Raw genomic sequence first — 14,568 nt, 5'->3', positions numbered from 1 at the left:
CGGCCCGCGCGGAGGAATCGTGTGCAATCAGAACGGTGGTCCCCCCGACACTGTCCGCGGTGATGCGGGCCCAATCGTCCTAGTGACGTCCGCTTCTTGTCCAGCGGATTGTCCAAGGCGTTGTGCAAGTGCAATCTCGCGTCCACGTGGCAAGCCGGAATTGGTATGCGGGCGGGGTCATCCGCGAGGATGGGTGCCATGACTGCCCAGATTCTCGATGGCAAGGCCACCGCAGCTGCGATCAAGTCCGACCTGACCGTCCGCGTGGCGGCCCTCAAGGCACAGGGCATCACCCCAGGCCTGGGAACCCTGCTCGTCGGGGACGACCCGGGCAGCCGCTGGTACGTGAACGGCAAGCACCGCGACTGCGCACAGGTCGGCATGGGCTCCATCCAGCGTGAACTCCCCGACACCGCCACCCAGGAGGACATCGAGGAGGTCGTACGGGAGCTCAACGCCAACCCGGAGTGCACGGGTTACATCGTGCAGCTGCCGCTGCCCAAGGGCATCGACACCAACCGCATCCTGGAGCTGATGGACCCGGCGAAGGACGCGGACGGGCTGCACCCGACGAACCTCGGCAGGCTCGTGCTGAACGAGGCCGGCCCGCTCCCGTGCACCCCCCAGGGCGTCGTCACGCTGCTGCGCCGCCACGGCGTCGAGATCAACGGCGCCCATGTGGTCGTCGTCGGCCGCGGTGTCACCATCGGCCGCCCCCTGCCGCTGCTGCTGACGCGCCGGTCCGAGAACGCCACGGTCACCCAGTGCCACACCGGCACCCGTGACCTCTCGGCCCACCTCAGGCAGGCCGACATCATCGTCGCCGCCGCGGGTGTGCCCCACCTGATCAAGCCGGAGGACGTGAAGCCCGGCGCGGCCGTGCTGGACGTCGGCGTCAGCCGCGACGAGAACGGCAAGATCGTCGGAGACGTGCACCCCGGTGTCACCGAGGTGGCCGCCTGGGTGGCGCCGAACCCGGGTGGTGTCGGCCCCATGACCCGGGCGCAGCTGCTGGTCAACGTCGTGGAGGCGGCCGAACGCGCTGCCGCCGAGGCGTCCGCCGTGTCCGCCGGCTGACCCGGACCGGAGAAGGTCATGGGCGCTGGTACGAGTCCCGCGGGCGGCAGGAACGCGGACGGTGCGGACGTGGACGCCACGCACGCGAACGGTGAGGACGCGGACGCCACGCACGCGGGCGGGCAGGCCGGGCCGGTGGGGAAGCCGGAGGTGTCCGGGGCGGAGCCGGCGGGGGAGTCCGTCGCCGCCGCTCCCGGCGGGGAGCCCGGGGCGACGGCCGGAGGCAGTGGTTCGAGCTGGGCGCCGTCACGTCGCCTCTCGCTGACGCGTGACACCGCGCGCCCCGAGGGCGGCGGTCGTGCGGCACCCGGTGACGCCCCCGCCCCCGCACGGCAGTGGCCACTGCTCTCGGTGCTTTGCACCGCCGGCCTGGGACTGCTGATCGTGGGGACCGACGCCTTCGACCAGGCGTTCAGGATCGGCGCGATACTCATCGGCGTCGCGCTGCTCGGCGGTGCGGTGCTGCGCTGGGTGGTCCCGTCCGTCGGCATGCTCGCCGTACGGTCCAGGTTCACCGACCTGGTCACCTACGGGCTGATGGGAACCCTGATCGTGCTGTTGGCGCTGATGGCGCAGCCCGGTCCGTGGCTCAACGTCCCGATCCTGCAGGACGTCGTCCACTTCACGATCCGCTAGCCGGACACGACCCCGCGGCCGCGGGCGGCGCAGTGAGCCGGGTGGACGAGGGGCGTTCCGGCCGTCCCGCGCCGCTGGTGCCCGCGATCCGGGCTCCGTGGACGAGTGGTGTCCGTCCCCTCCCCCGAGAAGGGACGGACACCGGACAGGTGCCGGTGCAAGAAGCACCGGAATGCGGTGACTTGAGCGGCCTTGCCCTGTCCTGGAACCAAGCGTCATGGACATGAGGTGCCGGGTTCAAGGTCCACCCTGCCCCTGTGGCACGGAGGTGACCATTCCGGCATGGTGTGATCATTGCGCAACGGACGGGACGCCCCTCCGCGTGCCACCTCGGGGCGACGGCACGGCCCGCCCCTTCCCGCCTTCCTGACCGGCGTCGCCCGAAACGGATTCCGGATGCCCGTGCGCGCGTGCCTCTTTCTGGGTAGTGCGGTCTGCGGGGCCGACCGTGGCCGGACCGGGGGGATGCAGTGGCTCGTTGGAAGGCGTTACCGGACGAACTCGATCCACCCGTGCGGGAGTTCGTGCAGCGATTACGTGTGCTGGTGGACCACGCGGGTCTCAGCGCCGCCGCGGTCGCCGACCGTACCGGCTACAGCAGGGCGTCATGGGAGCGGTATCTCGGCGGCCGACTGCTGGCGCCCAAGGGCGCGGTCGTCGCGCTCGCGGAGGTGACCGGAACACCGCACCAGCACCTCGCCGCCCTGTGGGAGCCGGCCGAGAGGGCCTGGAGCCGCTCCGAGGCGCGCCATGAGATGACGATGGAGGCCATCAGGGACTCCCGGGCGCGCGCGGCCCCCGTGGACGCGGGATTGCCCCCGAGGCCCCCTGTCACCCGGCCCGCGGCGGACGATCCCGCGACCCCCGTCGCCGTCGGCCCGGAGGGCGAGGCCGGCTCCGACCCGCAGCCGCCCGCACCCGCCCTGAACGGTGCCGCCCCGCGGGCCGCGGACACGACGGTCCCGCGGTGGCGGACCCGGGCATCCGCGCCGGGCCCGGGCGCCGGAAGCACCGACGGCGCCAATGCGGCGGGTGCCGGGCGAAGGCCCCTCGGTGCCGGCCGCCGGAAGGGACTCCTGGCGGTGGGGACACTGGCCGGTGCGCTCCTGCTGGTGGCGGCGGTGGTGCTGTCGTACGGCCGGGGCGACGGCGCCGGCACCGGTCCCTCCGCCGCCGGAGTCCCGCGCCCCGTCATCACCGCGCCCCCGCCCGCCTCGGGCGCCGGCTGTACGGCGGCCGGGTGCACCGGGCGGGATCCCGAGGCCATGGGCTGCGGCGGCCGTTCTGCCGGCACGGTCGCCAGCGCTCCGGTCGGCGGCAGCCTCGTCGAGGTCCGTTACAGCCGTGTCTGCCGAGCCGCGTGGGCCCGGATCACGGAGGCGTCCCCGGGCGACACCGTACGGATCGCCGCGGGCCGTTCGAGGCAGGACGGCACGGTGGAGGCCGAAGCCGCCGCGCACACCCCGATGGTGGCGGTGCGGGAGGTCTCGGAGGCGGAGGCCTGCGCCACCCTCGTCTCCGGGGTCACGGGCTGCACCGCACCGGAGTGAGACGGCGGACCGGCTGCGCTGCGTAACCGGGTGTGTGCGGTCCCACAGGGGGGTGGGCGGCCCTGAGCACGAGGGTCGGATAGCCTGACCGCTGGATATCTCTTCACATCAAGATTCAGAGGTATCCCGCACCAGGGGCAGGAACCCCCACCGCCAGCTGTCTAACGGAGATCGCCATGACCCGCACTCCCGTGAATGTCACCGTGACCGGCGCAGCCGGCCAGATCGGCTACGCGCTGCTCTTCCGCATCGCCTCCGGCCACCTGCTCGGCCCGGATGTGCCGGTCAACCTGCGACTCCTCGAGATCCCGCAGGGCCTCAAGGCCGCCGAGGGCACCGCCATGGAGCTCGACGACTGCGCCTTCCCGCTGCTGCGCAACATCGAGATCACGGACGACCCGAACGTCGGTTTCGCCGGCGCCAACGTCGCCCTCCTGGTCGGCGCCCGCCCGCGCACGAAGGGCATGGAGCGCGGCGACCTGCTCTCCGCCAACGGCGGCATCTTCAAGCCGCAGGGCAAGGCGATCAACGACAACGCCGCGGACGACATCAAGGTCCTCGTCGTCGGCAACCCGGCGAACACCAACGCCCTCATCGCGCAGGCCGCCGCCCCGGACGTACCGGCCGAGCGCTTCACCGCGATGACCCGCCTGGACCACAACCGCGCGATCTCGCAGCTGGCCGCCAAGACCGGTGCCGCCGTCTCCGACATCAAGCGGCTGACGATCTGGGGCAACCACTCGGCGACCCAGTACCCGGACATCTTCCACGCGGAGATCGCCGGCAAGAACGCCGCCGAGGTCGTCAACGACGAGGCGTGGCTGGCCGACACCTTCATCCCGACCGTCGCCAAGCGCGGCGCCGCGATCATCGAGGCCCGTGGCGCGTCCTCCGCCGCCTCGGCCGCCAACGCCGCCATCGACCACGTGCACACCTGGGTCAACGGCACCGCCGAGGGCGACTGGACCTCGATGGGTATCCCGTCGGACGGCTCCTACGGAGTCCCCGAGGGAATCATCTCCTCCTTCCCGGTCACCACGAAGGACGGCAAGTACGAGATCGTCCAGGGCCTGGACATCAACGAGTTCTCCCGTGCGCGTATCGACGCCTCGGTGAAGGAGCTCACCGAGGAGCGCGACGCCGTTCGCGAGCTCGGCCTGATCTGATTCGGCCTCGCCGCATCCCGTGAGCTGAACACCCGGATCCGGCCGCACCCGCGGCGGTCCCCGGACTCGGCTCGCGTACGAGGGCGCCCCCCGTCGGCACACAGCCGCGGGGGGCGCCCTCGTACGTGAGAGCCCTCAGGGGCCGAGCAGCCGGGCGGCGAGGTCGCGCACCGCGTCCGTCGCCCGCTGCTGCAACCGGGGCCCGAAGGTGATCCGTGACGCGCCGAGGCGGCCGAGACGGCGGGCGGAGGCCGGGCCGTCCGGCATGCCGAGGGCGTTGAGCGGGACCGGTACGGACGCCGCGAGGCGGGGCAGCGCGGCCTCGGGGGCCATGATCGGGTAGACGCAGTCCGCGCCCGCCTCCGCGTAGAGGCGAGCCCGCTCCACCGTCTCCGTGATCACGTCGGTCGCTCCCGGGTCGCCGTGGATGTACGTGTCCACCCGGGCGTTGACGAAGAGCCGGTCGCCTGCCGCCGCGCGCACCCCGGCGAGCCGTTCGGCATGCAGCAAGGGGTCCACGAGCACCCCGCCGGTGGAGTCTTCGAGATTGCAGCCGACCGCCCCGGCTTCGAGGAGGCGGTCGACGAGTTCCTCCGGAGCGAGCCCGTACCCGTCCTCGACGTCGGCGGACACTGGGACCGACACAGCCCGCACGACGCGTGCCACCGCGGCGAACATCTCCGCGGAGGGCGTCCGGCCGTCGGCATGGCCGAGGGCGGCGGCGATGCCCGCGCTGGGCGTGGCCAGGGCGGGAAAACCGGCGTCCTCGAACGCGCGGGCAGCGGCGGCGTCCCAGGGGCCCGGCAGGACGAGCGGATCACCCGGAGCGCGGCCGTGGTGCAGGGCGCGGAACACGGACACGGGGTCGTTCATCGGGACTCCTGGTGAGGGGCGTCGAGGATCTGACGGTCTCGGCGGGCGCCGGGCTGTCCTGCCGGAAGGCCCGGCGCCGAGGCCGGGCCGGAGACCGGGCTGCCCCGCCGACGGGACCGGGCCCCGTCGGCGGCGGGGCTGGTGCCGGGTGCAGGGCCCGGACGCGTAGGCCGGGACCGGACGGTGCCGGCGACGCTCGTGACCGACACGCCTGTGGCACGGCCCTCAGTGCTTGATGTCGCCGGGCGTGTAGTGCCCCGGGGTCAGCCGCGCGGTCACACCGAAGCGGTTCCAGGCGTTGATCACCGTGATCGCGGCGATCAGCTGGGCCAGCTCGGCCTCCTCGAAGTGCTTGGCGGCCTTCGCGTAGACCTCGTCCGGCACGAAGCCGTCGGTGAGGACGGTGACCGCCTCGGTGAGTTCGATCGCGGCGAGCTCCTTCTCCGTGTAGAAGTGCTGCGACTCCTCCCAGGCGCTGAGCTGGACGATCCGTTCGACCGACTCGCCCGCCGCGAGCGCGTCCTTCGAGTGCATGTCGAGGCAGAAGGCGCAGTGGTTGAGCTGCGAGGCGCGGATCTTCACCAGTTCGAGAAGCGTCGGGTCGAGTCCCTTACGTGCCGCGGCGTCGAGCCGGACCATCGCCTTGTAGACCTCGGGGGCGAGCGTTGCCCACTGCAGACGGGCGGGGTGCTCGGGGGCGTTGGAGCTGGGCGTGTGATGTGTGTGCGTCGTCATGAGGACGACGCTAGTCGCCAGGTGGCGCACCGGTATGGTCCATTTCCATGACTGATTCCTGGGCCGCTTTCGGTGCCGACCTCCATATCGAACCGGTCGGTGCCGGCCTGCGCAGCGGGCTGATGCACGCGCTGCGGGAGGCGGTTCGCACCGGTCGTCTGACACCGGGAACCCGACTGCCCTCCTCGCGGACGCTTGCCGCGGATCTCGGGATCGCGCGCAACACCGTCGCCGACGCCTATGCCGAACTCGTGGCGGAGGGCTGGCTCACCGCGCGGCAGGGATCCGGTACCAGGGTGGCCCAGCGCGCCGCAGCTCCGGGGGCCGCGAGCCGGTCCCCGAGGACCAGGCCGGTGCGACGGCGGCCGGCCCACAACCTGATGCCGGGCTCCCCGGACCTCTCCGCGTTCCCGCGTGCCGAATGGATCAAGGCGGCCAGGCGTGCCCTCGTGGCAGCCCCCGACGCGGCCTTCGGATACGACGACCCGAGGGGGCGGATCGAGCTACGGACGGCGCTCGCGGACTACCTGGCACGGGCACGCGGGGTCTACGCCGATCCTGAACGCATCATCGTCTGTTCCGGGTTCGTCCACGGGCTCACACTGATGGGGAAGGTCCTGCGGCGACACGGGGTGCGTGGGACGGCCGTCGAGTCCTACGGGCTGGACATCCACTGGAACCTCCTGGCCGAGGAGGGCCTCGGCACCCCCTGCATCCCGGTGGACCGGCTCGGCGCCAGAACCGGCGCACTCCAGGACACGCCGGGCGTGGGAGCGGTCCTGCTGACCCCGGCCCACCAGTTCCCCACCGGGGTTCCGCTCCATCCCGACCGGCGCGCCGCGGCGGTGGACTGGGCGCGATCCTCAGGCGGTCTGATCCTGGAGGACGACTACGACGGCGAGTTCCGCTACGACCGCCAGCCGGTGGGCGCACTCCAGGGGCTCGACCCGGAACGGGTCGTCTACATGGGCACGGCCAGCAAGTCGCTGGCGCCGGGGCTCAGGCTCGCCTGGATGGTGCTGCCGGAAGGGCTGGTGGCGGAGGTCTGTGAGGCGAAGGGGGGCTTCGACTGGATGTCCGCCGTGCCGGACCAGCTGACCCTCGCGGAGTTCATGCGCTCAGGGGCGTACGACCGGCATGTGCGTGCGATGAGACTGCGCTACCGGCGCCGTCGCGACCAGCTCGTCGGGGAGCTCGCCGAGCGAGCGCCTGACGTCCGGGTGAGCGGAATCGCCGCCGGACTGCACGCCGTGGTCGAACTTCCCGAGGGAACCGAGCAGTCGGTGGTCCAGGCAGCCACCTGGCAAGGGCTGGCGCTGGAGAGGCTGACCCGCTTCCGTCACCCCGGCGCGGACCCCGTCCCCGACGGACTGGTCGTCGGCTACGGCACTCCGTCGGAGAGCGGCTGGGCGAGCGCGCTGGAGGCGCTCTGCCGTGTGCTCCCGTGACCGCTCGGTCTCCTGCGACCAGAGCGGGGCATGTCCGTATATGCGCTGCGGATCGTGAGCACCGGCTTTCAGTCGACGGGGCCATGCATCTAATGTGACTGGCGGTTCGCGGCTAGGCGGACGGCCGGGCGGACGGACACGGGCCCACGAACGTGACGGGGGAGAACAGAACATGGACAGGCGCAAGCTGAGGTCGAGCACGGTCGTGCTCGGCGGTATGGGTGTGCTCGCTGCGACGCTCACCGCGTGCAGCTCCGAACCGGACCGGCGGTGCGTGGATCCGGTGACCCACGAGATCCTGCCGAGCTACGAGTGCGACGACAGCAACGGCTCCGGCCGCTACTACTACGGCGGAAGCAGCCACAACAACCGCGTCTCCGGTGGAAGCTACGACAAGTCCGCCGTCGAGCGTCACGGGTTCGGCTCCTCCGGCTCCAGCGGCGGCTGAGACCCCATGGAACGCCGCGCCACTCAGCCGCGCCCCGGATGGCAGGAGACGGTCGAGGAACAAGGGCTGATCTACCCGCTGACCCGATACCCGGACGGGTCTCTGCGCCCGTACTGGGACGAGAGCGCCTATTACGTCTTCTCCCTGCCCGAGGTCGAGGCGCTGGAGGAGGTCGTGGAGGAGCTCCATACGATGTGCCTGGCGGCAGCCGCCCACATCGTCGAGCACGACCGCTTCGCCGATCTCGGCATCACCGACCCCCGGCTGGCCCGCCTGGTCGCCGAGTCCTGGCGCCGTCGCGCCGAACTCCCGTCCTTGTACGGCAGGTTCGATCTGCGGTACGACGGGAACGGGCCGGCGAAGATGCTGGAGTACAACGCGGACACCCCCACGTCCCTGGTGGAGGCCGCCAGTCCGCAGTGGTTCTGGATGGAGGACCGCTTCCCCGGGGCGGACCAGTGGAACTCTCTTCACGAGCGTCTCGTCGACGCCTGGAAGCGCCAGGCTCCCCTGCTGCCGCCGGGCCCCCTGCACTTCGCCCACTCGGACGGCGACGAGCTGGGTGAGGACCTGATGACGGTCGCCTATCTGCGGGAGACCGCGGCACAGGCCGGGATCGAGACAGAGGCGCTCTCCGTCGAACGGATCGGCTGGGACAGGCTGTCCGGGCGCTTCGTCGACGAGAAGCTCCGCTTCATCCGCAGCTGCTTCAAGCTCTACCCCTGGGAGTGGCTGGCCACCGACCGATTCGGACCGCACGTCCTGGACACCCTCGACAACGGCGGTGGCACGGGTAGTACCTGCTGGATCGAACCCGCCTGGAAGATGCTCCTCTCCAACAAGGCGCTGCTGGCCGTCCTCTGGGAGCTGTACCCCGGCCACCCCAACCTCCTCCCCGCGTACCTCGACGGTCCGCGTGAGCTCGCGGGGCCCGACGGGGCCGGTTACGTCGCCAAACCGCTGCTCGGCCGTGAGGGCGCCGGGGTCACGGTCCATGAGCCGGGCAGTGCCCCGCAGACGCGCGACGAGCCGGTCTGCTACCAGGAACTGGCGCCGCTGCCTGACTTCGACGGCAACCGAGTGGTGCTCGGTGCCTGGGTCGTCGAGGACGAGTCCGCCGGACTCGGCATCCGGGAATCGGCAGGTCTGGTCACGGACGAGTACGCCCGTTTCCTGCCGCACGTCATCCTTTGAGCAGCAGGGGCAGCAGGGGCAGCAGGGGCAGCAGGGGCAGCAGGGGCGGCGAGCCGGTAGGCAGAGCAGCGACCCGGTAGGGCGCGACCCGGCAGGGCGGCGCCCCGCACGGCAACACACCCCGGCAGGACAACCGGAGAGGCCGCAGGTCGGCCGACCTGGCAGGGCGGCTGACCCCGAGGGCCCCTGTCGCGTCAGGACGAGCCTTCCGGCCAGTCCTGACGAGCCTTGTTCGGCTAGCCCCAGCCCTGGCGAGCCCGGGCCGGTCCTGACGATCCCGAGCCCCAGCCCGTCGGTCCTGGCGAGCCCGGGCCCGTCGGCTCGGGCCCGAGTCCGCCAGGGCCGCTTCCTCCGCCCGGCCTCAGCCGGCCAGCACACCCCGGAGCTGTTCCAGGCCCCAGTCCAGGTCCTCCTTACTGATCACCAGCGGCGGGGCGATCCGGATGGTGGAGCCGTGGGTGTCCTTCACCAGCACCCCCCGGTCCAACAGCTTCTCCGAGATCTCCCGGCCGGTTCCGAGCGCCGGGGCGATGTCGACCCCGGCCCAGAGACCCCGGCCTCGCACAGCCTCCACCGCACCGCCGCCGGCCAGCAGTCCCAGCTCGTGGTGGAGGTGGTCTCCCAGCTCCGCCGCACGCTGCTGGTACTCCCCGGTACGGAGCATCGCGATCACTTCCAGGGCGACCGCGCAGGCCAGAGGGTTGCCGCCGAAGGTCGATCCGTGCTCACCCGGCCTGTGGACGCCGAGCACGGCGGCCGAGGACACGACGGCGGACACCGGAACCACACCACCGCCCAGCGCCTTGCCCAGCACGTACATGTCGGGCACGACGCCCTCGTGCTCGCACGCGAAGGTCCGGCCGGTGCGGCCCAGACCGGACTGGACCTCGTCCGCGATGAACAGGACGTTCCGCTCGCGGGTCATCTCCCGTACCCCGGCGAGGTAACCCGGCGGCGGGACCAGGACCCCGGCCTCGCCCTGGATCGGCTCCATGAGTACCGCGACGGTGTTCTCCGTCATCGCCTCGGCGAGGGCGGTGAGATCCCCGTACGGCACGATCTCGAACCCCGGTGTGTACGGGCCGTAGTCCGCCCTGGCCTCCGGGTCCGTGGAGAAGCTGACGATCGTCGTCGTCCGCCCGTGGAAGTTGTCCGCGGCCACGATGATCTTCGCCATCCCGTCCGGGACCCCCTTGACGCGGTAGCCCCACTTGCGGGCCGTCTTCACCGCCGTCTCCACCGCCTCGGCCCCGGTGTTCATGGGGAGGACCATCTCCATGCCGCAGAGCTCGGCCAGCCGGCCGCAGAATTCGGCGAACCGGTCGTGGTGGAAGGCGCGCGAGGTCAGAGTCACGCGCTCGAGCTGCGCCTTGGCCGCGTCGATCAGGCGCCGGTTGCAATGTCCGAAGTTGAGCGCCGAGTACCCGGCGAGCATGTCGAGGTAGCGGCGCCCCTCGACGTCGGTCATCCAGGCGCCGTCCGCCGTGGCGACGACGACGGGCAACGGGTGGTAGTTGTGCGCGCTGTGCGCCTCGGCGGAGGCGATGGCGGTTTCCGTGGTCGACACGGGATCTCCGTTCGTCGTGCGGCGTGGGCGGGGGTGTGCCCACTTTGTATCGTCGGTCGGATTCACTACACGGAAACCTTGGCCGCGTGGCGCGCCCCGGCCTGAGGCCACGGAGCCGGTAACCGGCGCCGTGGGGGTGCCGGCCGCCGCGCGGCCGACAGGCTCCTCACGCGGCTCCGGCCCAGGACCGGGCTCCTGCTTCGGCTCAGGCTCCGGTTCCGGTTCCGCGAGGATCTGTGCCAGGACCCGCTCGGCCATCGTCGCGCCGTCGGTGCCGGGCACCTCCATACCGCTGCCCAGCGCCATGAGCTCCGCCCGGAGCCACGACCGCCGCTCGTCCGCCTGTCGGCCGACACCACCCGTGGCCTCGCGGCCCTCGGACCCGCTCATCGCACGACCCCTCTTCTCCGCCTGCTCGGTCCGCCCTCCCCGGTCCCGCCGACCGGGTCCTGCCGCTCCGGGGCCAGGTGCCCGTCGAGCCGCCCCTCCAGCTTCCTCAGCGCTCGGTTCAGCCTGGACTTGACCGTCCCCCGTGGCCAGCCGAGAGCCCGGGCCGTCTCCGCCTCACCCATCTCCAGGAGATAGCGGCATGTCACCACCTGGCGCTGTTCCTCGCTCAGCTCGCCCAGCGCGGCGATCAGGAGAGTTCTTCGCTCCCGCGCGAGGGCGGCTTCGGCCGGGTCCACCGCATCGGGTATCACCGGATCCACCCCACGGCAGAAGGCCTCACGCCCGGCTGCGGCCCGCGCACGGCCCGCCGAGCGGACCGTGTTCCTCGTCTCGTTCATCACGATGCGTAACAGCCACGGCCGGAAGGGCTCGCCGTCTCGGAATCCGTCCAGAGCGCGGTACGCCTTGAAGAAGGCGGCCTGCACGACGTCCTCCGCGTCCGCACCCGCCCCGAAGGCGACCGCCGTCCTCAGGGCGACGCCGGTGTGGGCCCGGACGAGCAGTGCGTATGCCTCCGTGTCGCCCGCGCGCACCCTGGTGATCACCGCTGCCTCGCTGTCGGCGGATCTCCCGGCGGGCCTTTCGGCCCGCTCCACAGCACCGCCGCCGCCCCTCTCCAAGAAGGGGCGGACCGTCTCCGTGCTCGCCCCGCGAGCCGCTTCCCGTGTCCTCACATCTTTCCTACACCGGTTGCCGGAGATCGGTTCCGCACCTGAGACAATGGCTCCATGGCCTCTGATCGACCCCGTGTGCTCTCCGGAATCCAGCCCACCGCAGGCTCGTTCCACCTCGGCAACTATCTCGGTGCGGTGCGCCAGTGGGTGGCGCTGCAGGAGTCCCACGACGCCTTCTACATGGTGGTGGACCTGCACGCGATCACCGTGCCGCAGGATCCGAAGGAACTCCGGGCCAACACCCGGCTCGCCGCCGCCCAGTTGCTGGCGGCCGGGCTCGATCCGGAGCGCTGCACCCTCTTCGTCCAGAGTCATGTCCCCGAGCACGCCCAGCTCGGCTGGATCATGAACTGCCTCACCGGATTCGGTGAGGCCTCCCGCATGACGCAGTTCAAGGACAAGTCCGCCAAGCAGGGCGCCGACAGGGCGACGGTCGGACTCTTCACCTACCCGGTTCTCCAGGTCGCCGACATCCTGCTCTACCAGGCCAACCAGGTCCCGGTCGGTGAGGACCAGCGCCAGCACATCGAGCTCACCCGCGACCTCGCAGAGCGCTTCAACGGACGCTTCGGCCCGACGTTCACCATCCCGGCGCCGTACATCCTCAAGGAGACGGCCAAGATCTTCGACCTGCAGGACCCCGCTGTCAAGATGAGCAAGTCGGCCTCCACGCCGAAGGGCCTCATCAACCTCCTCGACGACCCGAAGGCCACCGCCAAGAAGGTCAAAAGCGCGGTGACGGACACGGACACCGTGATCCGCTACGACACGGAGAAGAAGCCCGGGGTCAGCAACCTGCTGAGCATCTACTCGACCCTCGCCGGCACCGCCGTCACGGATCTCGAACAGAAGTACGAGGGCAAGGGCTACGGCGCGCTCAAGACCGACCTCGCCGAGGTCATGGTGGAGTTCGTCACCCCGTTCCGTACCCGGACCCAGGAATACCTGGACGACCCGGAGACCCTGGACGCCCTTCTGGCCAAGGGGGCCGAGAAGGCCAGGACGGTCGCCGCCGAGACGCTGGCGCAGACCTACGACCGGATGGGCCTTCTGCCTGCGAAGCACTGAGTCCAAGGACCCTGGCGGGACCACGGGCGAAGGGGCCACACTGGCGTCGGCACGACCGAAGAAACGACCTTCGACGATTTGAGGAGACCGATGTGGGGACCGTAACGCTTGGCGTTTCGATCGCGGTCCCGGAGCCGTACGGCAGCCTGCTCCAGGAGCGGCGCGCGAGCTTCGGGGATCCTGCCGCGTACGGCATCCCCACCCACGTCACCCTCGTCCCGCCGACGGAGGCGGAGTCGGCGGACGTCCCGGCGATCGAGACGCATCTGTCCCAGATCGCCACGGCCGGCCGCTCGTTCCGGATGCGGCTCTCCGGCACGGGCACCTTCCGTCCGCTCTCGCCGGTGGTCTACGTCCAGGTCGTCGAGGGCGCGTCGGCCTGTTCCTGGCTCCAGAAGCGGATGCGGGAGGCCTCCGGGCCCCTGGTGCGTGAGCTCCAGTTCCCGTACCACCCCCATGTCACCGTGGCGCACGGCATCGCCGAGGAGGCCATGGACCGCGCGTACGAGGAGCTCTCCTCGTACGAGGCGGCCTGGACCTGCGGCTCCTTCGCGCTGTACGAACAGGGCGCGGACGCCGTCTGGCGCAAGATCAACGAGTTCCCCTTCGGGGGCGGCGGCGGTGCACCCGCAGTACCGGCTCAGGGCGGTAGCTCCATGGGCCAGCCCTCCCTGCGCCCCTGACCGGACGCCCCTGAACCCGGCGCCCTGTACCGCGGCGCGGGGCGGCCGGTCGGACCGCGCCCCGATGCTGTCCCCACAGGGGCACAGCGGCCGTCGAGAAGCCCGCCACTCCGCTCCCCGGTGCCGCGGAAGCCCTACCGCACCGGCAGACGCCGGAAGAGCGGGCGGGGGACGTGCCGCAGGGCCGCCATCACCACCCTGAGCGCTCCGGGCACCCACACGGTCTCCGAGCGCCGCCGCAGCCCGGCCACGATGGCGTCCGCCACCGCGCCGGGCGTCGTCGAGAGCGGCGTCTCCTCGCGGCCTGCCGTCATCCGTGGCCGCACGAAGCCCGGACGGACGACCATGACATGGACGCCCGTGCCGTGCAGCGCGTCCCCGAGCCCCTGGGTGAAGACGTCCAGACCCGCCTTGCTCGATCCGTAGATGAAGTCGTCGCGCCGGGCGCGTTCCCCCGCGACGGAGGAGAGCACCACCAGGGACCCATGGCCCTGCGCCTGGAGTGCGCCGGCGCACACCAGGCCCGCGGAGACCGCCCCTGTGTAGTTGGTCTGCGCGACCCGGACCGCGGACAGCGGATCCTCCTCGTCCCGCGCCTGGTCACCCAGGACACCGAACGCCAGCAGCACCATGTCGATGTCACCGTCGGTGAACAGCTTCCCCAGCACCTCCTGGTGGGAGACGGGGTCGAGCGCGTCGAAGGCCACGGTCCGGACAGCGGCGCCCAGCTCACGAAGGTCGGTGGCGGCCCGTTCCAGGGCGGGGGACGGCCGTCCGGCCAGCAGCACGGTCCTCGTGCGGCGGGCGATCAGCCTCCGCGCTGTGGCGAGTCCGATCTCCGAGGTGCCGCCGAGAACGAGCAGGGACTGCGGGGCGGCGAAAGCGTCCTTCACGGGGTGACTCCTAGCGGGTTGGGCGGCGTTGCCGTGCGCCGGGCGTGCGCCGGGGCGTGGTGCTCCCCTCGCGAGACAGCACCGCCCGGCAGTAGCCCCCGCACGG

At 71.5% G+C, this 14,568-nt stretch carries 14 protein-coding genes; 9 read left to right on the top strand and 5 right to left on the bottom strand.

Annotation, left to right across the window (positions count from 1 at the left end):
* Window positions 1-198 precede the first annotated feature (198 nt).
* The 4 genes from ACGFNN_RS12740 to ACGFNN_RS12725 all read left to right on the top strand — a co-directional run bounded on the left by ACGFNN_RS12740 (window position 199) and on the right by ACGFNN_RS12725 (window position 4,429).
* Window positions 199-1,077, top strand: coding sequence for a bifunctional methylenetetrahydrofolate dehydrogenase/methenyltetrahydrofolate cyclohydrolase (locus ACGFNN_RS12740; RefSeq protein ID WP_393555299.1), 879 nt, complete (start codon window positions 199-201; stop codon window positions 1,075-1,077).
* A gap of 18 nt (window positions 1,078-1,095) precedes the next feature.
* Window positions 1,096-1,713, top strand: a complete 618-nt coding sequence (locus ACGFNN_RS12735) for a DUF3017 domain-containing protein (protein ID WP_393555297.1) — start codon at window positions 1,096-1,098, stop codon at window positions 1,711-1,713.
* Between the two features lie 512 nt (window positions 1,714-2,225).
* Window positions 2,226-3,263, top strand: a complete 1,038-nt coding sequence (locus ACGFNN_RS12730) for a DUF2690 domain-containing protein (RefSeq protein WP_393555295.1) — start codon at window positions 2,226-2,228, stop codon at window positions 3,261-3,263.
* 176 nt (window positions 3,264-3,439) lie between these two features.
* Window positions 3,440-4,429 (top strand): malate dehydrogenase, encoded by a 990-nt coding sequence (locus ACGFNN_RS12725; protein ID WP_145803900.1) that lies wholly within the window; start codon window positions 3,440-3,442, stop codon window positions 4,427-4,429.
* Window positions 4,430-4,564: 135 nt separating this feature from the next.
* Here the strand turns inward: ACGFNN_RS12725 and ACGFNN_RS12720 are convergent, their stop codons facing one another.
* Together ACGFNN_RS12720 and ACGFNN_RS12715 are read right to left on the bottom strand one after the other, a co-directional pair.
* Entirely contained in the window at window positions 4,565-5,302 is a 738-nt protein-coding gene (locus ACGFNN_RS12720; protein ID WP_393555293.1) for an isocitrate lyase/phosphoenolpyruvate mutase family protein, read from the bottom strand.
* A gap of 225 nt (window positions 5,303-5,527) precedes the next feature.
* Complete coding sequence (locus tag ACGFNN_RS12715; RefSeq protein ID WP_365093941.1) at window positions 5,528-6,037, bottom strand: carboxymuconolactone decarboxylase family protein; 510 nt, start codon at window positions 6,035-6,037, stop codon at window positions 5,528-5,530.
* 47 nt (window positions 6,038-6,084) lie between these two features.
* Between ACGFNN_RS12715 and ACGFNN_RS12710 the strand changes: the two genes are divergently transcribed.
* The 3 genes from ACGFNN_RS12710 (at window position 6,085) to ACGFNN_RS12700 (ending at window position 9,127) form a co-directional block, all read left to right on the top strand.
* Entirely contained in the window at window positions 6,085-7,485 is a 1,401-nt protein-coding gene (locus ACGFNN_RS12710; protein ID WP_393555291.1) for a PLP-dependent aminotransferase family protein, read from the top strand.
* A 172-nt stretch (window positions 7,486-7,657) separates the two neighbouring features.
* Window positions 7,658-7,933, top strand: a complete 276-nt coding sequence (locus tag ACGFNN_RS12705) for a hypothetical protein (protein WP_362538678.1) — start codon at window positions 7,658-7,660, stop codon at window positions 7,931-7,933.
* 6 nt (window positions 7,934-7,939) lie between these two features.
* A complete protein-coding gene (locus tag ACGFNN_RS12700; protein ID WP_393555289.1) occupies window positions 7,940-9,127 on the top strand; it encodes a glutathionylspermidine synthase family protein in 1,188 nt (395 codons plus the stop codon).
* A gap of 361 nt (window positions 9,128-9,488) precedes the next feature.
* Here ACGFNN_RS12700 and rocD read toward each other — a convergent pair whose 3' ends face one another.
* A complete protein-coding gene (gene rocD / locus ACGFNN_RS12695) occupies window positions 9,489-10,694 on the bottom strand; it encodes an ornithine--oxo-acid transaminase (protein ID WP_393555288.1) in 1,206 nt (401 codons plus the stop codon).
* Between the two features lie 386 nt (window positions 10,695-11,080).
* The gene (locus ACGFNN_RS12690) at window positions 11,081-11,740 is read right to left on the bottom strand and encodes an RNA polymerase sigma factor (protein ID WP_393555286.1); all 660 of its coding nucleotides are present in this window, start codon (window positions 11,738-11,740) and stop codon (window positions 11,081-11,083) included.
* A 132-nt stretch (window positions 11,741-11,872) separates the two neighbouring features.
* Here ACGFNN_RS12690 and trpS point away from each other — a divergent pair, with 132 nt between their 5' ends.
* Entirely contained in the window at window positions 11,873-12,886 is a 1,014-nt protein-coding gene (gene trpS / locus ACGFNN_RS12685; RefSeq protein WP_393555284.1) for a tryptophan--tRNA ligase, read from the top strand.
* Between the two features lie 92 nt (window positions 12,887-12,978).
* Window positions 12,979-13,569 (top strand): 2'-5' RNA ligase family protein, encoded by a 591-nt coding sequence (locus tag ACGFNN_RS12680; protein ID WP_393555282.1) that lies wholly within the window; start codon window positions 12,979-12,981, stop codon window positions 13,567-13,569.
* 134 nt (window positions 13,570-13,703) lie between these two features.
* On the opposite strand, the gene ACGFNN_RS12675 is transcribed toward ACGFNN_RS12680, so the two are convergent.
* The gene (locus ACGFNN_RS12675) at window positions 13,704-14,462 is read right to left on the bottom strand and encodes a decaprenylphospho-beta-D-erythro-pentofuranosid-2-ulose 2-reductase (protein ID WP_393555280.1); all 759 of its coding nucleotides are present in this window, start codon (window positions 14,460-14,462) and stop codon (window positions 13,704-13,706) included.
* Window positions 14,463-14,568 lie beyond the last annotated feature (106 nt).

The sequence above is a fragment of the Streptomyces sp. NPDC048590 genome, from assembly GCF_043199535.1.
Classification (GTDB): Bacteria; Actinomycetota; Actinomycetes; order Streptomycetales; family Streptomycetaceae; genus Streptomyces.
This window is presented reverse-complemented; position numbering and strand designations above follow the sequence as displayed.